Source organism: Geotoga petraea, assembly GCF_900102615.1.
Taxonomy (GTDB): Bacteria; Thermotogota; Thermotogae; order Petrotogales; family Petrotogaceae; genus Geotoga; species Geotoga petraea.
Map to the genome: position 1 here is coordinate 422,872 of NZ_FMYV01000001.1, position 22,478 is coordinate 445,349.

The 22,478-nt window shown below is 29.8% G+C and carries 21 protein-coding genes; 20 read left to right on the forward strand and 1 reads right to left on the reverse strand.

Annotated elements, in window-relative coordinates; all coding sequences use genetic code 11:
* Window positions 1-18 precede the first annotated feature (18 nt).
* From BLS00_RS02095 to BLS00_RS02170, 16 genes are all read left to right on the forward strand, one after another.
* Window positions 19-816, forward strand: a complete 798-nt coding sequence (locus BLS00_RS02095) for a patatin-like phospholipase family protein (protein WP_091402389.1) — start codon at window positions 19-21, stop codon at window positions 814-816.
* Window positions 813-1,589 (forward strand): patatin-like phospholipase family protein, encoded by a 777-nt coding sequence (locus tag BLS00_RS02100; protein WP_091402390.1) that lies wholly within the window; start codon window positions 813-815, stop codon window positions 1,587-1,589. Before BLS00_RS02095 ends, BLS00_RS02100 begins: the two co-directional genes overlap by 4 nt.
* On the forward strand, window positions 1,582-2,196 hold the full coding sequence (locus BLS00_RS02105; protein WP_091402391.1) for an LPS-assembly protein LptD: 615 nt from the start codon (window positions 1,582-1,584) through the stop codon (window positions 2,194-2,196). The genes BLS00_RS02100 and BLS00_RS02105 overlap by 8 nt, the downstream gene beginning before the upstream one ends.
* A gap of 18 nt (window positions 2,197-2,214) precedes the next feature.
* The gene (gene serS / locus BLS00_RS02110) at window positions 2,215-3,489 is read left to right on the forward strand and encodes a serine--tRNA ligase (RefSeq protein ID WP_091402392.1); all 1,275 of its coding nucleotides are present in this window, start codon (window positions 2,215-2,217) and stop codon (window positions 3,487-3,489) included.
* Complete coding sequence (locus tag BLS00_RS02115) at window positions 3,489-4,172, forward strand: 16S rRNA (uracil(1498)-N(3))-methyltransferase (RefSeq protein WP_091402393.1); 684 nt, start codon at window positions 3,489-3,491, stop codon at window positions 4,170-4,172. The genes serS and BLS00_RS02115 overlap by 1 nt, the downstream gene beginning before the upstream one ends.
* 145 nt (window positions 4,173-4,317) lie before the next feature.
* A complete protein-coding gene (locus BLS00_RS02120; protein ID WP_091402394.1) occupies window positions 4,318-4,983 on the forward strand; it encodes a MotE family protein in 666 nt (221 codons plus the stop codon).
* A gap of 1 nt (window position 4,984) precedes the next feature.
* Window positions 4,985-6,730 (forward strand): flagellar hook-length control protein FliK, encoded by a 1,746-nt coding sequence (locus tag BLS00_RS02125; protein WP_091402395.1) that lies wholly within the window; start codon window positions 4,985-4,987, stop codon window positions 6,728-6,730.
* Window positions 6,723-7,427, forward strand: a complete 705-nt coding sequence (locus BLS00_RS02130; protein ID WP_091402396.1) for a flagellar hook assembly protein FlgD — start codon at window positions 6,723-6,725, stop codon at window positions 7,425-7,427. The genes BLS00_RS02125 and BLS00_RS02130 overlap by 8 nt, the downstream gene beginning before the upstream one ends.
* Window positions 7,428-7,439: 12 nt before the next feature.
* Window positions 7,440-9,596 (forward strand): flagellar hook-basal body complex protein, encoded by a 2,157-nt coding sequence (locus BLS00_RS02135; protein ID WP_091402397.1) that lies wholly within the window; start codon window positions 7,440-7,442, stop codon window positions 9,594-9,596.
* A 17-nt stretch (window positions 9,597-9,613) separates the two neighbouring features.
* Window positions 9,614-9,817, forward strand: a complete 204-nt coding sequence (locus BLS00_RS02140; RefSeq protein ID WP_091402398.1) for a flagellar FlbD family protein — start codon at window positions 9,614-9,616, stop codon at window positions 9,815-9,817.
* 3 nt (window positions 9,818-9,820) lie between these two features.
* Window positions 9,821-10,594, forward strand: coding sequence for a motility protein A (locus BLS00_RS02145; RefSeq protein WP_091402399.1), 774 nt, complete (start codon window positions 9,821-9,823; stop codon window positions 10,592-10,594).
* A 15-nt stretch (window positions 10,595-10,609) separates the two neighbouring features.
* Window positions 10,610-11,485: an OmpA/MotB family protein gene (locus BLS00_RS02150; RefSeq protein WP_091402400.1), complete on the forward strand. Its 876-nt coding sequence runs from the start codon at window positions 10,610-10,612 to the stop codon at window positions 11,483-11,485.
* A 15-nt stretch (window positions 11,486-11,500) separates the two neighbouring features.
* Window positions 11,501-12,034 (forward strand): flagellar basal body-associated FliL family protein, encoded by a 534-nt coding sequence (locus tag BLS00_RS02155; protein WP_091402402.1) that lies wholly within the window; start codon window positions 11,501-11,503, stop codon window positions 12,032-12,034.
* Between the two features lie 9 nt (window positions 12,035-12,043).
* On the forward strand, window positions 12,044-13,144 hold the full coding sequence (gene fliM, locus BLS00_RS02160) for a flagellar motor switch protein FliM (protein ID WP_091402404.1): 1,101 nt from the start codon (window positions 12,044-12,046) through the stop codon (window positions 13,142-13,144).
* A complete protein-coding gene (gene fliY / locus BLS00_RS02165; RefSeq protein WP_167848945.1) occupies window positions 13,134-14,303 on the forward strand; it encodes a flagellar motor switch phosphatase FliY in 1,170 nt (389 codons plus the stop codon). Before fliM ends, fliY begins: the two co-directional genes overlap by 11 nt.
* Window positions 14,300-14,938, forward strand: coding sequence for a hypothetical protein (locus BLS00_RS02170; protein ID WP_091402408.1), 639 nt, complete (start codon window positions 14,300-14,302; stop codon window positions 14,936-14,938). Before fliY ends, BLS00_RS02170 begins: the two co-directional genes overlap by 4 nt.
* On the opposite strand, the gene BLS00_RS02175 is transcribed toward BLS00_RS02170, so the two are convergent.
* The gene (locus tag BLS00_RS02175; RefSeq protein ID WP_091402410.1) at window positions 14,927-15,649 is read right to left on the reverse strand and encodes an MBL fold metallo-hydrolase; all 723 of its coding nucleotides are present in this window, start codon (window positions 15,647-15,649) and stop codon (window positions 14,927-14,929) included. The genes BLS00_RS02170 and BLS00_RS02175 overlap by 12 nt on opposite strands.
* Window positions 15,650-15,747: 98 nt before the next feature.
* Here BLS00_RS02175 and BLS00_RS02180 point away from each other — a divergent pair, with 98 nt between their 5' ends.
* The 4 genes from BLS00_RS02180 (at window position 15,748) to tdh (ending at window position 22,474) form a co-directional block, all read left to right on the forward strand.
* Complete coding sequence (locus tag BLS00_RS02180) at window positions 15,748-17,484, forward strand: ABC transporter ATP-binding protein (RefSeq protein ID WP_176759813.1); 1,737 nt, start codon at window positions 15,748-15,750, stop codon at window positions 17,482-17,484.
* A gap of 2 nt (window positions 17,485-17,486) precedes the next feature.
* Complete coding sequence (locus BLS00_RS02185) at window positions 17,487-19,421, forward strand: ABC transporter ATP-binding protein (RefSeq protein ID WP_091402414.1); 1,935 nt, start codon at window positions 17,487-17,489, stop codon at window positions 19,419-19,421.
* A 467-nt stretch (window positions 19,422-19,888) separates the two neighbouring features.
* A complete protein-coding gene (gene dnaA, locus BLS00_RS02190) occupies window positions 19,889-21,253 on the forward strand; it encodes a chromosomal replication initiator protein DnaA (RefSeq protein WP_091402416.1) in 1,365 nt (454 codons plus the stop codon).
* 183 nt (window positions 21,254-21,436) lie between these two features.
* The gene (gene tdh, locus BLS00_RS02195; RefSeq protein WP_091402418.1) at window positions 21,437-22,474 is read left to right on the forward strand and encodes an L-threonine 3-dehydrogenase; all 1,038 of its coding nucleotides are present in this window, start codon (window positions 21,437-21,439) and stop codon (window positions 22,472-22,474) included.
* Window positions 22,475-22,478 lie beyond the last annotated feature (4 nt).

The following is a 22,478-nucleotide window of genomic DNA, read 5'->3' on the forward strand; positions in this document are numbered from 1 at the left end:
AAGTGAGTTGAATTTCTTATGAGAAAAGCTTTAGTTTTGGGAAGTGGTGGAATTAGAGGAATGGCACACATTGCATTTATAGAAGTGCTCAGAGAAAAGAAAAAAGATAATTTTGATATAATTACCGGTTGCTCAATAGGGAGTTTAATAGGGGGGGTTTATGCTTTAGACCCCTCTGCTAATTTATATAAAATAGCTGAAGAAGTAATAGAAAAAAACTTAGAAAAATTAGAAAAAATAACAAAATCAATGAACTCAAAGTCAGTTAACTACAGATTTCAAAGTTTTGCTGGTTTGCTTTCAAATTCTGGAGTTAATCCAAATGAAATAATTTATGAAATATCTAAAGAACTTTTTGGAAGTAAGAAGTTCAGTGATTGTGAAATACCATTTGGTGTGATTAGTTATGATATAGATTCTTCGAAAACAGTAGAAATTAACGAAGGTTTTCTTACTGATGCCGTCCTTGCTTCTGCAAATGTGCCTGGAGCTTTTGATCCAGTCAGACTTGGAGGTATGCAATTGGTTGACGGAGGAGTATTATCTTCTCTTCCGATTAATTTAGCAAAAAAAATGGGGGCAGATTATATTGTAACTAATGACATTTCTCCTACTGTAAAAGACGATAATTTTGAAAATGGAATGGAATACATGAATTATGTTGATTTATTCAAAATATATAAAATAAATGAAATAGAAAAAAAAGATGCCAACGAAAATTATAAATTTGAAACAAAAGTGAGTTGGGATAATTTTGATGAATATAAAAAAATTTATGAAAAAGCCAAAGATCATTATGGAAGTGTTGTAAAATGAAAATACATATGGGAGGAACTTTAGAAGGTTTATATTGGAATTCTGGAGTTTTAGACAATTTAATAAGCAATAATATCGATTTAGAAATATACACCACGGGTGCATCATCATTGATAGGAGTTTTTTACTCAATTTATAAAAAGAATTTTTTTGCTAAACTAAAGGCATTTATAAATGATAAAAACAATCCTCTTCAAAATCTTATGAATTATCCTGATATGTATAAAAGCCGATATTTACAAGCTACCACTTTGTTCAGAATTGGTAGAAGTAGAGAAGCGTTATACAAACATGAAGAATTAAAAGATTATTTAGAAGAAAATTTTAACGGGTCAACAATAAGCGAAATTGATGATAATATTCATTTCGAGCTTTTTAACATAAGTAGCGAAAAAACAGAATTTGTTGACAAAAGCATAAAAATAGTTGATATGTTAATAGCCCAATTCTCTTATCCACCGTTTTACAAATACTATGAAATCAATGAACAAAAATACATACCAACATCATACTTATCCTTTATCCCTTGGAATGAACTGGAAAATTCTTTTGTAATAAATTTTGATTATAAAATAGAATTTCCAAGGCCAAAAAATGGATTAGAAATATTGCTAAATGCTTCTTATAATAGAACCAAAAAACTCTTTAAACTATTAACAAAAGACAACAAAGTACTTTTGCCTGATAATATTTCTAATGACCCTTTTATGATTAACTGTTTCTTCAAAGGTCAAAAAGACTCAGAAAAAATATTGAGGGATAAATATGAATAAATATTTTATTATTACAATTGTGATACTATTTTCTTTAATTTCATATAGCGAATTAATAAACGTAAAAGCGGGAGATTTTATCGGTGGAGATGACTATAATGTTCTCAAAAATAATGTAGTCATAAAAAAAGGAGAGTTAATAATTGAAACACAGATGGCTACGATTACATTAGTAAATGATGAATGGAGAAAATTGGTAAGTTCAGAGATGAGTATATATTCTGATACTTATGAGGCGTCATCAAATAAAACCGAATTTGACTTACAAACTGAAAAAGGGACATTAGTGGGCTCAGTTATAGCTAACATATTTTTAAACGATTCAGAACTAAAAATTAGAGCTGATTCCTTAGATATTGATAACAAAGAAAAAAACTATTCAGGTAGTTCTGAAGATATCACACGTATTTTTAAAGATGATTATGTGATCAAAGCTAAAAAGTTTGAATACAAAGAGTCGGAAAATATTTTATATTTAATTGGCGAAGTTTCCATTATCAATGAAAAGAAGAAAATAGAATTAATATCTGACAATGCCACATTTAATACTGAAACCGATGAAATGAAAGCTGAAAAAGTTGATCTAACGCTTGAAATTGAAGATTAAGCATGAGGAGGATAATAAATGTTAGATATAAAATTTGTTAGAAATAATATAGAAAAAGTAAAAAAAGCACTTGAAAACAGAAACAACGACACAAAAATATTAGATGAATTAATAAAATTAGATGAAGAAAAAAGAAATATTATGCAAAAAGTGCAAGAACTAAGAGCGGAAAGAAACAGTATATCAAAAAATATAGCAAAACTAAAATCTGATGGGAAACACGAAGAAGCAGATGAAATTATAAAAAGAGGGAAAGTCATAGCTGATGAAATAAAAGAGCTTGACAACCAACTTAAAAAAATAGAAGCTGACTATGAAATGAAACTGTTATATATACCAAATATACCAGCACAAGAAGTTCCTTTTGGAAAAGACGAAACAGAAAATCAAGAAATTAAAAAATGGGGAGAACCAAGAAACTTTAATTTTAAACCAAAACCTCATTGGGATATCGGAACAGATTTAGACGTGCTTGATTTTGACAGAGGAGCAAAATTATCTGGATCAAGATTCACAGTCATAAAAAATGACCTTGCAAAATTAGCAAGATCTATAAAAAACTTCATGTTAGACTTACACACAGAGGAAAACGGTTATATAGAAATCAATCCACCCCATCTTGTAACAAGAGAAACTATAACTGCTACGGGTCAGTTACCTAAATTTGAAGAAGATCTTTATAATACCCAACCAGATGATATGTTTTTAATACCAACAGCAGAAGTAGTGCTGGTTGGATTGCATAAGGACGAAGTTTTAGAAAGAAATGACTTACCTTTAAAATATGTTGCTTATACACCGTGTTATAGAAGAGAAGCAGGTAGTTACGGTAGGGATGTAAGAGGTATAATAAGACAGCATCAATTTGACAAAGTCGAATTAGTATGGCATGTTAGACCTGAAGAATCTGAAAAAGCTTTAGAAGATCTGACTAAGGATGCAGAAAAAGTCTTACAATTATTGGGGTTACCCTATAGAATTGTTAGTTTATGCACAGGGGATCTTGGCTTTGCTGCAAAGAAAACTTATGATTTAGAAGTATGGTTACCTTCTTATAATGATTATAAAGAAATATCCTCTTGCTCAAATACAGGCGATTTTCAAGCAAGAAGAGCAAATATAAGATTTAGAGACGAAAAAAACAAAATGCAATTTGTTCACACCCTTAATGGATCAGGCTTAGCCGTTGGTAGGACACTTGTTGCCATTATGGAAAATTACCAAATGGAAGATGGAAGAATAAGGGTTCCAGAAAAGTTAATTCCATATATGGGTAAGGAGATAATAGGTTAATGCCAAATTTCTTCTTTGGAGATAAGAAAGATGATAAGATCATATTAGAAAAAGAAGAGACAACACATTTAAAAGTGATCAAAAAAAACATTGGTGATTATGTTGAAGCAATTACTGGGGATGGATACTTTTATAGAACAAAAGTTATAGAAATAAATAAAAAAAATTCAATTCTATCAATAGTTGAAAAAAACAAAAGCAAAAAAGAGTATTTTCCAAAAATACATTTGATCTTAGGTATGAGTAAATGGGACAGAATGAGATTAATAATAGAAAAAGCAGTTGAACTAAGAGTACAAAGTGTCTCAGTTTTTAAAGGTCAAAAATCTAATCAAAACTATAAAAGTGTTGAAAAATTTGAGAAAATTATAATTGAGACTTTGAAACAAACTGGATTTCCTAAAATTCCTAATTTTAATTTTGTAGACCTATATGATACAAAAAAAAAGAACACTTTAGTTTTAGATTTTGAACAAAATATCGACTTTAAAACTGCTATTGAATCTATAAAAGATCAAGTTAATATACTAATAGGACCAGATTTAGGATTTTCTAAAAACGAAAAAGAATTTTTTAAAGAGAACAAATTTGATATAGTATCTCCTGGTGATACCATTATGAGATTTGAAACGGCGGCAATATATACATTAAGCACAATAAACTTTATAAAAAATAGGTTATAACTAATCGGAGCAGTTAAGCTCCGAATTTTTTTTAAACTTTAATATAATTTTCTAAATAAGTTATAATATTAATAGTTGGTAGATCTTTTTAGAATTAGGATAAAACAAAATTTTTATAGAATTATTAATCATGAGGAGGAAGAATATGGCTGAAAAAAAAGAAAAAAAGAAGAAATCTTCTCTAAAAACAATATTCACTTTTTTTATAGTGGGATTGGTTATAGGTGTTGTACTATTAAGTGTGGGGTATATTGTTTTTGAATTTAACAGAATTTCCTATTATAACTTAGATTTAAGAAATGATTGGAGAAGTTATTTAGCGTATTTGACAAAAGATATACCTTATCTAAATGATTTTATTGATTACGAATATTTAGAAATAGGGAATCCTCTTGAAAATCAAAAATCTTTGTTAGAAGCAAGGTTGGAGTCATTGGACAACATGAAAGATCAAATAGAAAAGAACAAAGCTGAATTAGATGATATTCAATCTCAAATTGTTCAAAGTTCAGAAAAACTAATAGCTAAACAACAAGAGTTAGAACAACTGGAAAAAGAATACCAAGAAAAAATAACAGAGTATAATGATTATCAAAATAGGATAGAAAAATTAGCTTCTTGGCTCAATTCTTCAACTCCACAACAAATAGCAAATGCTTTAATAAGAGACGAAGTTAGTGTCGAACTCATTGTTGATTCTTTTTATGTAATGGAGTCAAAGACTGTTGCACAAATATTACAAGCTTTGGCTAATTTAAATCCTGAAAAGGCAGCAAAAATTATTGCTACTCTTGGCAATAGGGGAGGATAAGATGAAGGCAAGTTCAATTATTGAGAACGTTATTAACATAAAAAGTAATATATCAAAAGTTAACAAAAATTCTGATAATAATTTTGAAAGTTATATAAACTCTGGACCAAATAATCAAAATAGAGTCAATGATAAAGTAGATTCAGAGGTAAAAACAGAAAATCTTTCTGAAAATAAAACTCTTTTCAAAAAGATTGAGAATATTAAACCAAACAAAGCAGAAGAAAAGAAGGGTGAAGAGATTTTATCAGAAAAACTACCAAAAAAGATTGAACAGATAATAAACTTTATTGGTTCACATAAAGTTAAGGATGTATCTCCAGAAAAAGTAGTTGAACTAAAAGAACTTTTACAAAGTTTGTTATCAAAAATAAAAGAATTAAAATCAGAAAACAAAACTGATACAAAAGAAGAGGTAATAAATATTTTAAAAGAAATAAATTCAAAACTAAGAGAATTGTTTCCTGAGAAAGATATAAAGATAAACCTTGTAAATTTCAAAGATAATTTTGTAATTGATATAGATTCAAAAGACAAAAGTATTTTAATACAGGTAGATGATGAAAAATTAAAAGTTTTTAAATACAAAAATATTGAAAAACCTGAAAATAAAAATCAATTATACAAAGATAAAATTCCAGAAATATTGAATATTAATGAAGAAAAAACTAAAGATTCAAAAGAAAATATTATTGAAACTGGCAACAACTCTAAAGAAAAGCAAATATTACTATCCTTAATCCATGAAGAAAAAATAAAATCAAATAATTCATCAGATAAAACATTAACAACTAACGATGAAACTAAAGTATCCAAAGAAACTATAAACAATAAAACCTTATTAAGTATAAAAGACCTTATTGATAGATTTTTAAAGCAGCAGCATACAGCCAAAACAAATAAAAAAAACAACGATTCAAAAATAAAATTATCTCAAATGCTGATTAATAAAAACAACTTTTTGAAAATATCTAAAAACATATCTTACTTTGATTTAACCAGTAGATTAAAAACAAACACGAAAAATAAAATCGATAAAAATGTTACAAAAGATGGAATGGAAAAGGCCACGAATAAAAACACAATATTATCAAATGATTTAAATTACAATCCAATAGAAAAAGTTGAAAATAAAGAAGCAAGAAAAGATTATGCCAAAAAAAAAGGTAATGAAAAGATTGAAAAAACAAATTCCATAGAAAATCCAAATAAAAACGTTAAAAATAATACAACTCAAGAAAACAGAACTTCTAAAAAACAAAATATTGAAATTAGCACGGTTTCTAATAATAAAACAAATAACCCGAACAGTAGCTTAACAATAAACAAAACTACATTTAATCAGCCCATTAATTTAAGAGAATTCAACGCTCAAATCACAGACATAATAAATCAAAAATCTACTGAAAATACTTTTAGAGAAATTGTAACTATAAAAATCAATCCACCAAATTTAGGAAATGTAGATGTAGAAATAATGAAAAATGGTAAAGCTATCAGTATAAGTGTAATAACTGAAAATGAAAGTGCTAAAAACTTTATTAGTAGAACAATACAGTCATTAATAGGCTCATTGAGAGATCAAGGTTTCAACCCAGTAAATGTAAAAGTTGAAACGCCTCCAGAACCAGATTTAATGGATACAGAAAAACAAGATGATCAAAAAAACAAACAAGAACAACAAAAAGAAGAGAAAGATGAAGATAAAGAATTCGAAAATATTTTAAGAGGTGAAGAAAATGTTTAATGGAATAACACCTTCTCACATTTATGAATCTACATTCAATGCTCAAAATGATAGAGAGATTAAAAAAGAATTAGATAAAGATGCTTTTCTACAGTTGTTAGTTACAGAACTAAAATATCAAGATCCAACTTCTCCAATGGATAACAAGGAGTTTATTTCTCAGATGTCTCAGTTATCCTCAACAGAACAAATAATGAATATGAGTAAATCTTTTCAGAATATGATAGATTCTCAAATGTCTTTACAAAAATTAAATGCTGCAGGACTTGTTGGTAAAAATGTAGTGGTTAAAAATAATTCAATTAATTTACAAAATGGAGTATCCGAAGGAATTATTTATAGTTTAGAAGAACAAGCTTCAATAAGCTTAGAAATTTACGACGCGAACGATAAAATAGTTTATTCAGAACAATTAGGAGGCAAAGAAGCTGGAGTCCATTCTTTTGCTTGGAATGGAAGAAACAATAATGGTGTTGCCCAACAGGATGGAGAATACATTTATAAACTTTATAAAAATGTTGATGGCGAGAGAGTAGAAATAGGTGGTTTGGATGGAGGAACGGTTGATTCAGTTCAATTTTTGAATAACGAATTCTTTGTCCTTGTGAACGGCGAAAGATATCCTATTTCAGCTGTACAAGAAATATCAGAAGCAATTGATACAGGTAATCAAAATAATAATAATGAAAATATTTAGGGGGTATTTTAAATGTTAAGAGCAATGTACTCCGGTATTACTGGATTAAGAAACTTTCAAACTCAAATGGATATAGTAGGAAATAATATAGCAAATGTTAATACTGTAGGCTTCAAATCATCAAGAGTCACTTTTCAAACAACTCTTTTACAAACTATAAAGTCAGGTAAAAGACCAGATGGCCAATTAGGTGGAACAAACCCTATGGCAATAGGTTTAGGATCACAAGTTGCTTCGATTGATAAAATAATGGGGCAGGGTTCTTTTCAGAACACTGGGAAAAAAACTGACCTTGCAATACAAGGTGATGGATTTTTTGTGTTATCAGATGGGGAAGGGCAGTTTTACACAAGAGCAGGGAACTTTACACTTGATACATCTGGTAATTTAGTGGATCCAAGCTCTGGTATGAAACTCCAAGGATGGAGTTCAAAATTAACTTCTGATGGTCAAAGATATGTTAATACTAACGATCCTATAGGAGACATTCAAGTTTCAACAGGACAAGTTATGCCTGCAAAACAAACTTCTTTTATAAAAATGGCCCATAACATAAATGCCGATGTAGGCATTCAAGAAACTACTTTGGTAACAAAAACAGGAATAGGAACAAATCTTCCTGTGAATTTTTCTTTTAGCAGAAACATGAATGGTGATTATAGAGATAAAATAGTTTATAATTTTACAGCAAATTTAGAAGATTTATCAGGTAGATATTCTTTTATGCAAGAACAAAATACAGGTGGAATATCACAATCAAATTCTTTAAATGGAATGGTTGAATTAGACGAATCTGGAAATGTACTAAATTGGATAACTTATGATGATTCTGGAGCAGCAGCCACAAATGACAAACTATCTATTTATGATATAAAAGGTAATTTAACAGATCCAACAACTGGTTCTGAACCATCCTTAAGTACAAACACAGGAGCAGGAACTCCAGCTTCTTTTTCAGGAAGTCTAAAAATCACCAAGGCAGATGGAACTGAGGCTTTTTATCAACCCGATGATATACAAATTGATTGGAATGGAACAACAATGGAGCTAATATTAGATATTGATGGTACTACAGATGTTGGTAATGATGAAACCTTCACTATAACACCAGCTTCGGGTAGTATTGCGGATATCAACAGTGCTTTGTCTGCTGGGATATCTTCTGTTTCAGGTGACTATTCACTCTCTGGGTTAAGTATAGCTGGATCTAGTGGTGCAGACACTCTAGATAACTTTACTTATGATGCAACAACACCTTTAGTTTCAACTAAAGAAATAATACAACCACCAAGTGGTGGATCAATAAGATTTACAGATTTACAAAATCCTTCTAATTTTGCTATAGCAGAATACGAAAGCCCAACTGTTTCAACATCGTCATTAGTTTACGATTCGTTGGGTAAAGCTTACAATGTATATACAAAGTTCACCAAATTAGACAACAATACTTGGCATTGGAAAGCTGAATTAGATGATGGGACACCATTAAAATTTTTAGCACAAGATGGAACAAGAGACGACACAAGACAAGCAGAAGGAGTAATAGCATTTGACGGAAACGGTGGAATTGCTGCAACTGATTGGAGACTAAGAAGTGACGGAACAATAGATACAAGTTCAACAGACAATGATAATGGTGCAGCTGGTTTTTGGTTTGATCCTGCAGAGACAGGAGCTGCTTTAAACCCAAGTTCTGATCCAGCTTCAGTAGCTGGGGCGGGTCCTGTACAGATAGAAATAGATTTCAACGATATAACACAATTCTCATCTAACCACTCTATTACTGTAACAGAACAAGATGGAAATGCAGAAGGAACTCTTGAATCTTTTGCAATAAACGAAGTTGGAGAAATTGTAGGAACTTTTACAAATGGTACTTCAGATACTCTGGGTAAAGTTGGAATGGCAACTTTTAACAACCCACAAGGACTTATGGAAACAGGAAATTCTATGTATGTTCAAAGCTCAAACAGTGGACTCGCTCAGATTGGAGTTGCAGGTGTAGGAGGAAGAGGAACGCTTATTCCAGGAGCGCTTGAAATGTCTAATGTGGACCTTGCAGAAGAATTTACTAATATGATAATAGCACAAAGAAGTTTCCAAGCTACTTCAAGAATTATAACAACGTCTGATCAAATTCTTCAAGAACTTGTAAATATAAAAAGATAATGATTTGAGGCGATAAAATGATAACCGTAAACAAACTAAATGGAAATGAATTTGTTATAAACTGTGAGCAGATAGAAAAAATTGAAAATCACCCAGATACTACAATAACTATGATGAATGGCCATGTGTATATTGTTAAACAATCTATTGAAGATATACAAAGATTAGTGATAGAATATAAAAGAAGCTTTTTTAATGTACCAGCTAAAAGAGGTGAGTAATAAGTGGATATTTCAAGTATAATCGGATTAGTTTTAGCAATAGCTGCTATTGCGCTTGGAGTAGGTTCTAATTTGGGAGACATAATTGATGTTACTTCTATATTTATAACTGTAGTGGGTTCTATAGGAGCAACATTTATAGCCCATGATAGTAGTAGATCTTTTAAAATGTTCAACACTATTATAAGTGCCATAAGATTGCCTAAAGTTGATAATATTGGCACACTGAGAACCTTGTATTCATTTGCTGAAAAAGCAAGAAGAGATGGCATGATAGCTCTTGAAGAGGATATTCAAACAGTAGAAGATGAATATATGCAAGATGGTTTGAGAGCCGCAGTTGATGGGACAGATCCAGAAGAAATCAGAAAAATACTGGAAATAAAAATGGAGATGTCTGAAGAAGATCAAGAAAGAAATGTAGCAGTTCTCGACACATGGGGAGCAATAGCACCAGCTTTTGGTATGATCGGAACATTGATAGGGTTAGTTTTACTTTTAAAAACTTTAAACGATCCAACTACCATAGGGCCTAAAATGTCAATAGCACTTATTACAACATTATACGGTGCTTTAATAGCTAATATTTTAGCTATTCCTCCAGCAGAAAAACTAAAGCGAAGAATAGCAAATGATTTGAATCAAAAAAGGATGACTTTAGAAGGAATATTATCTATTGTTCAAGGTGAAAATCCAAGATTAATGGAAGAAAAACTAAAAGCGTTTTTGACAGATTCAGAAAGAGAACAGTACGAAAAAGAAAAAGGTCAAGCCTAAAGAGAGGTGCCTTTTATGGCTAAAAAGAAAAAACCTGAAAAAGATAAATCTGGGGATTGGATGACCACTTTTTCTGACCTGAACTCATTATTGATGACTTTTTTTGTTGCACTTTTTTCCATGGCTACAATTTCTCCAGGAAAATTTCAACAAGCAGCAATGAGCTTTAATAATGCCTTTAACGGTGCTCCACCAGGCGTTCTGGTTGGTGGTAAATCTATGTCAGAAGAGCCATTGATTACATCTAACCCTGGGATTAAAAGAGACTTATTAAAGATAGTCGAAGACAAAAATTTCAAAGGTAAAATTACAATTGAAGAAACTGATAGAGGAACTATAGTTTCATTAAGTGACATGGCATTTTTTAGGGTAGGCAGTGCTGAATTAACAAGGGAAGCAAAAGAATTACTCTATCAAATTGGAATAATTATTGTGGAACATACTACAAACCCAATTGAAATTTATGGTTATACTGATGATCTTCAAATGACAGAAAACAATATATATCCATCTAATTGGCATTTGGGGGCAGCAAGAGCTGCAAGTGTAGCTAATTTTTTCACACAAGAGCTTAAAGAAAGAAGGACATTAGAAAGAATTGGCGAAGTTCGTAATGGGACTTTTGATATAAATTATTTTTACGATGAAGATAGATTTTATCCTATTTCTTTGGGAGAAAGAGAAATTCTAAATGAAATTGAGATTTTACAAAATGAAGTCGATTCAAGAAGAGCTATTAAATCTCAAGAATTTCAACAGGGAGAAATAACTGCCGAAGAGTTCGCACAGTCAAAAGAAGAAATAAATAATTATTATGAAAGAGAATTACAAAATATAAGAGAATCTTACAGAAAAATTGACTTATTAATTCTTAGACAAAGAATTAGATAGACAGGGGGAATTAACATGGCTGATGAAAATGTAAATTTACCAGATGAAGAGGAGAAAAAAGGCCCAAGTTTACTTATGATATTGATAATAACTATCGTTGTGACTTTAATAGTTGCAGCTGGGACCTCTTTTTTAATTATTAATTTTTTGGGATCTAATACAGGTTCTACAGGCTCGACAGAAAATCCTGGTCAATCACTAAATTCTCCTATTATAGCAACTGTTGAAATAGTAAGAGAAGGTGCAAGATACCCTATAATGTTAAAGGGTGGGAACGACATAGCTGTAATTGATGCTTTAACTTTAAAAGCAGGAAGTGATGAAGCAAGAAATGCAATAGGAAGCAATAGAATAGAGGTATTAGAAGCAATAAGAATGATTTTTTTAAATAAGACAAGAGCTGAAGTTTCAACATTACAGGGAATAGAACTTTTAAAAAAACAGATAAGAGATTCGATAAATGAAATATTAGGGTTTACTGGGGAAAGAGAAAACCAAGGTGTTTTAAAAGTTAATATTGTGATATTAACTATTAGCTCTACAGAATGAGGTGAGATTATGGCTTCAAATGAAACTTTATCCCAAGAAGAAATAGATAATTTATTAAATTCTTTTGGTGGAGAATCCGAAGATGGAGAAGGTCCAGAGAAGATAGAAACTCCAAAAAGTGATGAAAAAAATATAAGAGAATATAATTTTAGAAGACCTGTTAAATTTTCAAGAGAACAACAAAGGACCTTGCAGCTTATACATGAAAATTTTGCAAGGGAAATTTCTACATACCTATCTGGAAGAACAAGAACATTTGTTGAAGTAAAGTATGCTAGTATAGACCAAATAACTTTTTCTGAATTTCAACAATCGTTAACAACCCCTACTTATATGTCTATATTTTCAACTGATTTGCTTTCTGGAAGTGCAATTTTACAAATGGGGTTGGATATAGGATATGTAATTATTGATAAATTGTTGGGAGGGCCTGGAATATCCATAGAAGATATGAGATCACCCACGGATATAGAAATGTCTATTTTGAGAAAAGAATCTTCAGTGATGTTAAGATCATTATCAAAAGCATGGTCAAATATCAGTGAATTTGATATACAATTGGATAGTGTAGAAACAAATCCTCAATTTGTTCAGATTGCTCCTCCAAATGAAATGACTGTTCTGATAACAATGTCAATTACAGTTAGAGATGTTCAAGGCTTCATAAATATTTGTTTCCCTTCGTCGACATTGGAACCAGTTAGTGATAAATTAAATACAAGGATGTGGACACAATCATATAAATATTCGGAAAAATCCCGAGAGAATTTAAAAAAATTGATAATGTTATCAGAGATGTCTTTATCTGCAGTTTTAGGAAAAACAACATTATCTTTAAATGATTTAATGAAAATACAAATAGGTGATGTATTAAGACTTAATTCTTTCTACGAAGACTCGATTGATTTAGAAATACAGGGAATACCTGTTTATAAATCAAAAATAGGTAAGCATAAGGGATATTACGCAGTAAAAATAGAGGAAGAAAACAAAGAATTACTTGAAAAGATACTTTTGGAGCAAAGCCTTCAAAATATCAACAAAGACAAGGCTGGAAATAATGAAGACGAAGTTGAAAAGAAAGATGGGGGTGAAAAAGATGTTGAGTGATGATTTTCTAAGTCAAGAAGAATTAGATTCTTTATTAAATGGTTTAAATGAAGAATCAGAAAATAAAGATAACCTTGATTTAGAAAAAATTATAGATATGATGTCAGAGGTTGGTAACATTGCAATGGGGTCAGGTGCAACTACACTATCTACTCTATTGAGAAAAAAAGTTAAAATAGAGTCACCTCAGGCAAGTATAGTAAAGTTTAAAGATATCCGAACTAATTTTGAAGGACAACAATTGGTAATAACAATAGACTATAAAAAAGGTCTAAAAGGTATAAATTCATTTGTTTTACCGGGAAATATGGCAAATATAATATCTAACCTAATGATGGGTGGAGAAGGCAAAGTAGAAGAAAATTCTGAATTAGATGAGATTTCTAAAAGTGCTGTTGGGGAAGCAATGAATCAAATGATGGGATCAGCTTCAACAGCAATGTCAGATTTTTTGAGAACATCAGTTGATATATCGCCACCAAATATACATGTTTTGGATTTTTCAGATGAGTCTACCTCATTTCCTCCAATGGAAACTTCTGAAGATGAGGATATTATTTCCATCAAATTTAATATGGAAATTAACGGTTTAGCAAAAACAATTTTCTGGCAATTTATTCCTTTATCTTTTGCAAAAACGGTAGAAGAATTAATGAAAAAAGCGATGTCAGAAGGCGATAATAGAACTAATAAAAATCAACAACAAGTTCAAAATCAATCACCTCAACCACAACAATCTCAGCAAAGGCAGACTCAACAACAACCACAACAAATTGCCGACGATTATTCACAAAACTCAAATATCATTAATCAAGGAAGTGAGGTAAACGTGAATCCCGTTAATTTTGGAGAAATTTCAGATAGTAGTCAGCCTCAGCAAAATACACAAAATATAGATATGAATAAATTACAACTTCTTTTAGACGTGCCTTTAGAGATAAAAGTTGAACTTGGAAGAGTTCAAATGTCGTTAAAAGAAGTATTAGATTTACATAACGGATCTATGCTACAATTAGATAAATTAGCAGGCGAGCCATTAGATATTTATGCAAATGGAAAACTTGTTGCAAGAGGAGAAGTTGTGGTAATTGAAGAAAGCTTTGGTGTAAGAATAACAGAGATAGTGTCTCTTAAAGAAAGGCTCAGATCACTAAAATGATTAGAAAGTATCTTTTAATAATATTTGCTTTTCTTATGACAATAACTTTATTTTCTCAAAATTATTTAGAAGAATATTTAAGCACTTATTCTGGGAAAGGCAATCTTGGAATAAGTGCTTCATTGAATTTTGAAATAGACGAACCTATGAATTTTGAAGCCAATGTAAAATTTATAAACAATCGATATTTTATAATAGAAATATTAAAACCAGAAATATTTATAGGAATTAATTATACCTATGATATTTATAAAGGGATTTTTTATACAAAACAAAATAATGAACTTGATGTTTATAGTGAAGTTAGTGTTATTACTGCCAGTATACCTTCTATTTTCAATACTTTATTTATTTCTTTTCAACCAAATAAGCTCAATAAATTAGTAGAAGAAAATGATAGTTTTTTAATAGAAACCTATATGCCAAAATCAATGAATATGTTGAGACTATTAGGTGTTGATTTTATAAAATTTAGAGTCTATTTTTCAAAACCTGTAAAAGGCATAAGCACTTTTTCAAAATTTGAAATATTAAATTCAAATGAAACAAAAAAAATTGTTATGAAAATAAATAATATTAGATTTATTGATGAGGAAGAAAGTTATGAAATTATAAAAAGTTTTTTAAATAACTAAGTCTGTTAATTGATAATCTTTGAATTTAGTCTTTCTCTCTTCTTTGGAAAAGCTTAAGTACTCAATTTGTTCTTTTAACAAACTTATATCTCCTGGTTTTCCATGACCTGGAGTTATTTTTTTTATGTCAAAATTAATTGCAAGCTCATCCAAGAAATTTTTCCATATATTATCTTCACTAATCATTTTTTCTGGGTGAGATTTACTGAATATCAGATCACCACTAATTAATAAATTAATTGGTTTTATAAAATAAATAGTGCTATCAGTAGTATGTATTCCTATTTTGTTAGCAGATACGATCTGGTTATCAAAAACAAAATGATTTGTTTTTTCAAAGAGATCCAACTTTTTATCATTCAAATGGTTGTTTAAAAAAGAAAAATTAAAATCAGCTTGTTTAGATATATTCTTTAAATATTTTTTGTCTAAATTACTTAAGATATCATATGTTGAATAATTCATGACTATTTCAATATTGCTATCTGAAAAAATTGCTCCAAAAGAATGATCAGGATGCCAGTGAGTTAAAAAAATTTTTCCAAGCTTTTTACCTGTTTTCGATTCCATTAAATCTTTCATCTCTTCAAACTTACTTGGGTATAGAGATGAATCAAAGCATATAAGTGTGTCATTATATTCCAAAAATATGACATTTGAAGCAGAATTTTCAAACCAAAAAATTGAAGCATTTTCGCTTTTATCTAACATTATATCAACCCCTTTCTTTCTATATTTCGATTAAAAATGTTGTAAATCCTTTTATTTAATGGTATAATTTTGTAAGTAATACTAACTATCTATACGGGGTGGTAATCTTGTTAATAACGAATTATTTAAAAAAATATTGGTGGAGATATGCATTGGGGATTGTTTTTTTGTTAGTTGTTGATTATATACAAATCATAATCCCGAGAAGAATTGGTAATATTATCGATTATATAGAAACAGATTCATGGAATTTAGATCATTTAAAGATTTTAGTTTTGAGCATAATAATGTTAGCTACTGGACTAGTAATAGGAAGGTTTTTCTGGAGATTTTTTATAATCGGTGCAGCAAGATTATTCCAATATAAAACCATTAATACTATGTTTACTCATATAATAGAATTAGATCAAAATTTTTATGACAAGTGGAGAACTGGAGATTTAATGACAAGGTTTACATCAGATACAAGACAATTAGAAAGAATGATGGGACCAGCGGTAATTATGATGGTTGATACTCTTTTCATGACTGTGATGACAGTAATAGCTATGGGAACATTCGTTGACTGGGAACTAACTTTTTTATCTATATTACCTCTTCCTATAATAGCTATTATATCATTATTTTTTGGAAGAATTATTCATAAAAGATTTACTGAAGTTCAAGAATCAACAAGTGATTTATCCAACATAACTGAAGAAAGCCTTTCAGGCATGGATGTAATAAAGCTTTATGCAAATAAAGATACAATGAAAAAACTCTTTAACAATAGTTCTAAAGATTATTATGATTCATACATAAAATTAATAAGAATATGGGGTTTAATGCATCCATTGGTAACATTTCTGGGGTCATTAGCTCAATTATTTGTATTTTTCTTTGGGGGTAAGATGGTAATTAATGGTGAGATAACTCTTGGCGATTTCATAATGACTAATCAATATGTAGGGATGCTAATATGGCCAATGATGGCTTTCGGCTTCTTAGTAAACAACATACAAAGAGGAAGGGCTTCTTTGAAAAGAATTACAAATGTTTTAGATCAAGAAAGAACTGTCATTGAACCAGAAAAGAAGAATTTTGATTTCAAAGGGCATTTTGTTGTAAAAAATTTGAATTTCAAATATCCTACAAGTGAAAGAAAGATTCTTAAAAATGTTAATTTAGAAATTAAACCAGGAGAAATGATTGCTTTTGTAGGTAAAATAGGATCTGGTAAATCTACACTTGCGAAACTACTTACAAAACTATATCAAGTAGAAGATAATTCTATTTTTATTGACAATGAAGATATAAACAATATCCATGGCGAGATAATAAGAGAAAACGTTTCATATGTCCCTCAAGACAATTTCTTGTTTTCTATGTCAATTAGAGAGAACATTGCTTTTTCGAATATAGATTTAGCCCTAAAAGCTGAAGAATACGCAGAAAAAGCGAGCGTTGATAAAGACTTGAAAAATTTAGAAAAAGGTTATGAAACTATAGTTGGCGAAAGAGGAGTAACTCTTTCTGGTGGGCAAAGGCAAAGAGTTACTATAGCCAGAGCATTGGCAAAAAAATCGAAAGTTATTATTTTAGATGATTGTTTATCAGCTGTTGATACTGAAACTGAAGAAAAAATAATAAAAAATCTTCGTGAAGAAACTATTGGTAAAACAATAATAGTAATTTCACATAGGCTGAAGGCTGTCAAAAATTCAAATAAAATATACGTTTTTGAAGATGGCAAAATATATGAAAGCGGTACTCATAATGAATTACTGGAAAAAGATGGGATTTATGCAGACATGTATCAAAAGCAAATGATAGAAGAAAAATTAGAGGAGGAATAAAAATGCCATCGTCTCATGAAGAAATATTGCTCGAAGAAAATGAAAAAGATGAGCGAGATATTAATACTTTTAGAAGATTATGGAAATATATAAGAGATTATAAAATGATTTTAGTATTAGCATTTTTAACCCTCTTTTTTGCAGCAATTATAGATTTAGCATTGCCGTATTTTATAAAATATGGAATTGATAATTATATTACTATTGAGTATAAATTTACGTATAATCAAGAAACTCAGACTTTCGAACAAGATCCAGAAGGTTCTTGGGTTTATAATGATAAAAATGATAAAAATGTTTTAATCAATTCAAATACAAATGAGGTAAAAGAAGTAGATGAAAGCCTTGTTAGAGGGATTAAAAATGACAATATAGATAAAATAACAACTTTTTCTCTAATATTTTTATTAGTGTTGTTGTCAGGAATATTTTTTAACTACGGGCAGGTGTTTTTCTCAAATTTGCTTGGTCAAAAAGTCATCTATCGTATTAGGAGTGATTTGTTTGACCATATTACAAAAGTTCAATACAAATTTTTTACTCAAAATCCAACTGGAAAGATAACAACAAGAATAGTATATGATACTCAAAATTTATCTGAATTTTTTTCAGAAGTCTTAAGCAGTCTATTAAAAGATATTGCAATTTTGATAGGTGTTGTGATTTTGATATTTACATTAAATGTAAGACTTTCTTTATATACAGTTATAACTTTTCCAATAGTATTAATAGCTCTATACTTTTTTAGAATTTTTGATAGAAGGGCTTATGACAGGGTGAGAACAAGAATCAGTATTGTTAATTCATACTTGGCTGAAAATATATCAGGAAGTAGCGTAACTACCTTGTTCAATCAAGAAGAAAGAAAGAAAAAAGAATTTAATAAACACAGTACAAAACTATATAAAGCAAGAATACAACAAATGTATGTTTTTGCAATATTTAGACCAGCTATGAACTTTCTTTATTTTTTAACTTTAGCAATATTATTATGGTTTGGGTCACAAGGCGTAAGAGAAGGTTTTGCTACTTTTGGAACTTTATATGCTTTTACATCTTATGTTCAAATGTTTTTTAGACCACTGTTCAACATAGCTGAAAAATACGATATAATGCAAAATGCATTCGCTTCTGCTGGAAAAATATTTAAGTTATTTGAAGCCAAACACGAATATTTGGGAAAAGGTATAAAAAAAGATTTAGAAAAAGGAGAAATAAAATTTGAAAATGTTCATTTTTCATATAACAAAGATGAAGAAAAAGTACTACGAGGCGTTAACTTTTCTATAAAATCTACGGATAGAGTGTCTATAGTTGGTGAAACTGGATCTGGAAAAACTACTATGATTAAATTAATGAGTGGTTTATATGAAATTGATGAAGGTGAAATCTATTTTGATGGAGTACCGTTATATGATTATGATTTGGAAAGTTTAAGACGAAAAATAGCGGTAGTTCCTCAAGATGTTTTTCTTTTTTCTGGGAACATAATTGATAACATCAGGTTGTTTAATGAAGACATTTCTGAAGAAGAAGTTATTAAAGCTTCTAAAAAAGTATTTGCACATGACATCATTGAAAAACTTCCAGAAGGATATAATACAGAAATTCTTGAAAGAGGAGGGACTTTGTCCTCTGGCGAAAGACAATTAATTGCCTTGGCGAGAGCTGTTCTATTCAATGCAAAAATAATAATATTAGATGAGGCTACTGCAAGTATAGATGTTCAAACAGAGGACCTAATTCAAAAGGCATTAGACAAAATTGCTGACACGACAACTATCATATCTATTGCTCACAGATTGTCAACTGTCAAAAGTTCCAACAAAATATTAGTTGTACATAAAGGCTTAGTTGTTGAAGAAGGCTCACATAATGAACTTATGGATAAAAAAGGTGTTTACTATGATTTATACAAATTGCAGTTTGAAAATTAATGTTAAAACTCAAAATCCAACTATAGTTGGATTTTGAGTTTTTTTTAAGAATATTTAATAATATGTAATACTATATATAGTATTTTTTAAGACTTCACAATAATATTTTCAATGACATATAATATTAAATTATAATATACTCTAATAAAGGGTTTTAGAAAATTTCGTATTAAAAGATGGAAATCGGTGAGTACCCATATAAACGTTACTATATAATTACAAAGAAATGAATATATATAAAATTAATTGATTTAAAAATAGTATACAGATAATATTTAATAAAAAAATATTTACACAATATACTAAACAAAATCTTCTAATTGATACATTGGAAGCATTCTTGAAACATAAAACCTTTGTATTCCTTTAACAATAATGGTTATAAAGAATTAATCTAAAATTTTCTTGATTAACTACCCTCAATATGATAAGCTATATATTGGCTACATTTTGAAGGGGTGGATTAGATGTTCAAGGATGATCTTCTTGAAAAGTTAAAAATGAATATTTCCAGAGAAACATGGAACAATTGGTTGTCAACTTCAGAGATCGTTCATATGAATGAAAAAGAAGTAGTAATAGGATTAAGTAATCATTTCATAAAAGACACAGTTGAAAAAAAGTATAATACTGTCATAAAAGACACAATAACAAATATCCTGGGGCGAGAAGTAAAGATTTCATACAAAATAAAGACTATAGATCAAGCGAAAAATCGAACATCAGGTCCTTTAATAAAAAATAGACCTTTGAAGTTATCTGAATTCAATTCAGAATTTACATTCGGTTCTTTTGTTATAGGTGAATCTAATAGAATGGCATATTATTCATCTATGGAAGTAGCTAAGAATCCAGGCAAATTCAATCCTTTATTCATCTATGGGGATGTAGGCTTAGGTAAGACCCATTTAATGCATGCTATTGCCAATCATATTTTAGAACATAGCACGGATTTAAGGGTAAAGTACTTAACAGCAGAAGATTTTATGAATGAGATGATGGATTCCATTAGGGCCCAGAACATGGATAACTTTAGAGAACGGTTTAGAAAAACTGTAGACATATTACTTATAGATGATGTTCAGTTCTTAATCGGGAAAAATAATGTTCAAAATGAATTATTTCATACATTTAATTCTTTATTCAACGCTGGAAAGCAAGTTATAGTTTGTTCAGACAGAACTCCCGATGAATTGGCTACGTTTCACCCCAGACTGATTTCAAGGTTTGAGATGGGATTAATTGTTAATGTTGGAACTCCAGATGAAGACACAAGATATTTAATAGCCAAGAAGATGGCAAATATGATTTCTTTGAATTTATCAGATGATGTGGCTCACTATTTAGCAGAAAATGTTAACAGAAACCTGAGAAGACTTCGCGGAGCAATTATGAATTTAATGCTTCATACAAAAATTACAGGTGAACCAGCAACAGTTTATTCTGCAAAAAAAATAGTTGAATCTATAATGAGGATGAACAATTCCAAAGTTAAATACAACTCAAAAGAAGCATATGAAACCATTAAGATAAATTCTTTGATTAATTCTGTGTTAGATGAATTTGAAATCACAAGAGATGAACTTTATTCAAATTCAAGAAAAAAGAGTGTATCTCAATCAAGGCAAGTATTAGCTTATTTACTAAAAATATATTTAAAAATGCCAGTGAAAAATATTGCAAAAATGCTTAAAAGAAATCATTCAACTATAAGTCATTCCATAAAAAAGATAGATCAATCTTTATTAATTGGTAACAACAAGTTGAAAGCCAAGATAGACAATATAAAAGAAAAAATTGAAAATGAAAAAGTAGATATTGATATTGCTTAAGAGGGTGGTTAAATCCATCCTCTTTTTTAATAGTGTAAATTATGGTGATTTTTTTTAATAACAGGCGATTATCTTGAATTATTAATAAAATTCAACTTTCTAAGACATTGAAAAATTTTTCATAATGTTCTAAACTATAATAGTAAGTAATATAAATTAAATTATATATAGAGGAGTGAAAATATGAAAGCTCTTATAAAAACTGAACCTGGTGAAGGATTTGAACTAACAAATGTTGAAGAACCGAAAATTATAAACTCTGACGACGTAAAAATAAGAGTTTTAAGAGCTTCAGTTTGTGGTACTGATGTTCATATATATGAATGGAATAAGTGGGCTGAAGACAGAATAAAAACTCCACAAATAGGTGGACATGAATTTGTTGGTGAAGTTGTAGAAGTAGGACCAGAAGTAAAAAACTTGAAAAAAGGTGATATAGTTTCAGGCGAAACTCATATTCCTTGTAAAGTATGTTATCAGTGTAAAACGGGTAAAATGCACGTATGTAAAGATATGGAAATTTTAGGAGTAGATAGAGATGGAGTCTTTGCTGAATATACTGTAGTTCCAGAAATTGTTTTGTGGAAAATAGATGAATCAATACCTTTAAAATACGCGTCAGTTATGGAGCCATTAGGAAATGCAATTCACACCGCAACAGCTACTGATTTAAGGGGTAAAATAGTTTTAATCACAGGAGCAGGTCCAATAGGTGCTATGGCAATTGAAATTGCAAAAATATCAGGAGCCGCTGCTGTAATAGTCAGTGAAATATCAGATTATAGAATAAAAATGGCAAAAGATATGGGAGCTGATTTGGTAATTAACCCTGCAGAAACAGACCTTCACGCAGAGATAGCAAAGTTTACTGATGGACATGGGATAGATGTTCTATTAGAAATGTCTGGTAGTGTAAAAGCTTTAAATGATGGAATAATAGCTTTAACAAACGGAGGTTTTGCTTCAATTTTAGGAGTTTATAATGACAACGAAATTCCTTTTGTAATGAACACAGCTGTATTTAAAAATATCACTATACAAACTATAACTGGAAGAAAAATGTTTGAAACTTGGCATATTGCTTCTCAGTTGTTAAAATACAAAAAGATAGATCTTGAAAAAGTAGTAACACATGAATTAGATTTAAAAGATTACAAAAAGGCTTTTGAACTGATGATGTCGGGGAAAAGTGGAAAAATAATTCTTAAAATAGCTGATTAAGGGG